3 protein-coding genes are annotated in these 3,577 nt (G+C 73.1%); all 3 read left to right on the top strand.

Annotated elements, in window-relative coordinates:
* The first annotated feature begins 123 nt into the window (after positions 1 to 123).
* The 3 genes from ACFW1A_RS39440 to ACFW1A_RS39430 all read left to right on the top strand — a co-directional run bounded on the left by ACFW1A_RS39440 (position 124) and on the right by ACFW1A_RS39430 (position 3,526).
* Positions 124 to 723 (top strand): nucleoside triphosphate pyrophosphatase, encoded by a 600-nt coding sequence (locus ACFW1A_RS39440; protein WP_380418339.1) that lies wholly within the window; start codon positions 124 to 126, stop codon positions 721 to 723.
* A 49-nt stretch (positions 724 to 772) separates the two neighbouring features.
* The gene (locus ACFW1A_RS39435; protein ID WP_380418337.1) at positions 773 to 1,537 is read left to right on the top strand and encodes a hypothetical protein; all 765 of its coding nucleotides are present in this window, start codon (positions 773 to 775) and stop codon (positions 1,535 to 1,537) included.
* Positions 1,538 to 1,744: 207 nt separating this feature from the next.
* The gene (locus ACFW1A_RS39430; RefSeq protein WP_380418335.1) at positions 1,745 to 3,526 is read left to right on the top strand and encodes an acetyl/propionyl/methylcrotonyl-CoA carboxylase subunit alpha; all 1,782 of its coding nucleotides are present in this window, start codon (positions 1,745 to 1,747) and stop codon (positions 3,524 to 3,526) included.
* Positions 3,527 to 3,577: the final 51 nt, after the last annotated feature.

Here is a 3,577-nt window from a genome sequence, read left to right as displayed (position 1 = left end):
CCGCCGCCTGGCGCACTCCCGGCGGGGCGCGCGGAGGCCCGCCGGGGCGCGCTGCTGGGGTCCCCCCGCTGGGGAGGAAACCCCCGGCTCGGCCCGGGTGTGACGACCCGTAGGGTGGGCGGCATGACTGATCGCCGCCCGCTCGTGCTCGCCTCCGCCTCCCCCGCCCGCCTGGGCCTGCTGCGCCAGGCCGGCCTCGATCCGCAGGTGATCGTCAGCGGGGTGGACGAGGACGCGCTGACCGCCGACAGCCCGGCCGAGCTGGCCCTGGTGCTGGCCCGGGCCAAGGCCGCCGCGGTGGCCGACCGGCTCACCGACGGCGAGCTGGTGATCGGCTGCGACTCGGTGCTGGAGCTGGACGGCCAGGCGCTCGGCAAGCCCGCCGACGCCGCCGAGGCGGTGCGCCGCTGGCACGCGATGCGCGGCCGCTCCGGCGTGCTGCGCACCGGCCACTGCGTGATCGACACCGCCACGGGCCGCCGGGCCAGTGCCACCGCCTCCACCACCGTGCACTTCGCCGAGCCCGACGACGCCGAGGTCGAGGCGTACGTGGCCAGCGGCGAGCCGCTGCACGTGGCCGGCGCCTTCACCCTGGACGGGCGCTCCGCCCCGTTCGTGGCGGGCATCGAGGGCGACCACGGCAACGTGATCGGCCTGTCGCTGCCGCTGCTGCGCACCCTGCTCGGCGAACTCGACCTGCGCATCACGGATCTGTGGAGCTGACCGGCCGCCGCCGCTAGGCTGGCGCCGCCGTCGCAACGGGGAGGGCCAGATGACGGACATGGTGCTCAACATCGTGCTGGGACTGCTGACCAGCGCGATCGGCGCGGGGACCGGCTGGGCGGTGCAGTTCGGGCGCAGGCGGCGCCGGCTGGACCGGCTGCGCACCTTCTTCGGGATGCCCGGCGGCAGCGACTGCCTGCTGGTCATCAACCGGCACGTCAGTTCCACGCACGGACAGAGCGTGCACCGCAACGACGTGGGCGCCCTGATGGAGCTCGCCGTGCTGGTGAACTCCTGCGGCGCCCGCCCGGAGATCATCTCGCACGACCAGAGCCACGAGGGCCTCGGCGAGAAGGCCGAGTTCTGCCTGGGCGGCCCGAACAGCAACGAGCGCACCGCGGCCCACCTGCTCTGGCGGCTGCCCGGCGTCTCGTTCCAGTACACCCCGGGCACCTGGGGCTCGATCACCGTCGGTGACCAGGAGTACCACGGCGAGCCGACCAGCAAGACCTCGCCGGGCTGGAGCTACGCGCTGCTGGCCCGGCTCGACCCGGGCGACGGGCGCCGGCCCACCTTCCTGATCGGTGGTCAGGCGGCGATCGGCAACCTCGCCGCGGTGCGCTACCTGGTGCGCCGTCAGCGCGAGCTGATGCGCCGTCACGGCGCGCGCGGGAACTTCGTGCTGATGCTGCGGGTGATCAATCCCGCCCGGTACGGACCGGACGAGGTCGAGCTGGTGGCCGACGTGACCGCCGCCGCGACCACCCCAGCACCCGCCGCCACCTCCCAGAGTCCGGCCGCGCTCGCCCCCTGATGTGGCGAAGACCACCGCAGCCTCAAGGAAGCTCCAGTAAGACCCCAAGTCATCGGCGTACCGTTGCCACCTGCGGTCCTCCCGCTCCGTGCGCACATGATCACCATGTGCGTGACGCTCCGTGTGGGCAAGCTCACCACCAGGGGCTACTCGCCGGTACCACCCCCTCATCCCTAAACTCCATCGAGGTTCAAGAAGGGAGCCACAGTGCGCAAGGTGCTCATCGCCAACCGCGGAGAAATCGCCGTCCGCGTCGCCAGGGCATGCTCGGACGCCGGTATCGCCAGTGTCGCCGTCTATGCCGAGCCTGACCGGGACGCGCTGCACGTCCGCGCGGCCGACGAGGCCTACGCTCTCGGCGGCGACACGCCCGCGACCAGTTACCTGGACATCGCGAAGGTCCTCAAGGCGGCCGCCGACTCCGGGGCGGACGCCGTCCACCCCGGGTACGGCTTCCTCTCCGAGAACGCCGAGTTCGCCCAGGCGGTGCTCGACGCGGGGCTGATCTGGATCGGCCCGCCGCCGCAGGCCATCCGCGACCTGGGCGACAAGGTCACCGCCCGGCACGTGGCCCAGCGGGCCGGTGCGCCGCTGGTGGCCGGCACCCCGGACCCGGTCTCCGGCCCGGACGAGGTGGTGGCGTTCGCCACCGAGCACGGCCTGCCGGTGGCCATCAAGGCCGCCTTCGGCGGTGGCGGTCGCGGCCTCAAGGTCGCCCGCACCCTGGAGGAGATCCCGGAGCTGTTCGAGTCGGCGGTCCGCGAGGCGGTCGCCGCCTTCGGTCGCGGCGAGTGCTTCGTCGAGCGGTACCTGGACAACCCGCGGCACGTGGAGACCCAGTGCCTGGCCGACCAGCACGGCAACGTGGTGGTCGTCTCCACCCGTGACTGCTCGCTGCAGCGCCGCCACCAGAAGCTGGTCGAGGAGGCGCCCGCGCCGTTCCTGACCGCCGAGCAGAACGCCGAGCTGTACCGGGCGTCCAAGGCGATCCTGCGCGAGGCCGGCTACGTCGGCGCCGGGACCTGCGAGTTCCTGGTCGCCACCGACGGCACGATCTCCTTCCTGGAGGTCAACACCCGCCTGCAGGTCGAGCACCCGGTGACCGAGGAGGTCACCGGCCTGGACCTGGTGCGCGAGATGTTCCGGATCGCCGACGGCGAAGAGCTCGGCTACGACGACCCGGAGGTCCGCGGTCACTCGTTCGAGTTCCGGATCAACGGCGAGGACCCGGGCCGCAACTTCCTGCCCGCGCCCGGCACCGTGACCCTGTTCGCGCCGCCGTCCGGCCCCGGCGTCCGGCTGGACTCCGGCGTGGAGAGCGGCTCGGTCATCGGCCCCGCCTGGGACTCGCTGCTGGCCAAGCTGATCGTCAGCGGCCGCGACCGCAAGCAGGCCCTGGAGCGGGCACGCCGCGCACTGGCCGAGTTCAAGGTCGAGGGTATGGCCACCGCCATCCCGTTCCACCAGGCGGTCGTCACCGACCCGGCCTTCGCGCCGGAGGTGCACGGCTCCGACGCGCCGTTCAGCGTCTACACCCGCTGGATCGAGACCGACTTCAACAACACCATCAAGCCGTTCGCCGGCGCCCCGGGCGACGGCGAGGAGCCGGACGGCCGCGAGACCGTGGTGGTCGAGGTCGGCGGCAAGCGGATCGAGGTCTCGCTGCCCGCCTCGCTGGGCGTCGGCAGCGCGCCGGCGGCGGCCGCCGCCGGGGCCGGCAAGGCCAAGCGCCGGGTGGGCGCCAAGAAGGCCGGTTCGGCCGTCTCCGGCGACACCCTGGCCTCGCCGATGCAGGGCACCATCGTCAAGGTCGCCGTGGAGGAGGGCCAGGTCGTCGCCGAGGGCGACCTGATCGTCGTCCTGGAGGCGATGAAGATGGAGCAGCCGCTCAACGCCCACAAGGCCGGCACCGTCGTCGGCCTGAAGGCGGAGGTCGGGGCGAGCGTCAGCAGCGGCGCCGCGCTCTGCGAGATCAAGGACGCCGAGTGACCGACCCGGACTGACCCCGCGTCAGCTCCTCCGGTGGCCCGCTGGTCGACT

It is taken from the genome of Kitasatospora sp. NPDC058965 (genome assembly GCF_042741245.1).
GTDB lineage: Bacteria > Actinomycetota > Actinomycetes > Streptomycetales > Streptomycetaceae > Kitasatospora.
Note: the sequence above shows the minus strand (reverse complement) of the source record. Positions and strands in the feature narration are given on the sequence as shown.

Excerpts from the sequence above, each read along its gene's own strand:
- ACFW1A_RS39435 (WP_380418337.1), top strand. The coding sequence starts at position 773 with ATGACGGACATGGTGCTCAACATCGTGCTGGGACTGCTGACCAGCGCG.
- ACFW1A_RS39440 (WP_380418339.1), top strand. The coding sequence starts at position 124 with ATGACTGATCGCCGCCCGCTCGTGCTCGCCTCCGCCTCCCCCGCCCGC.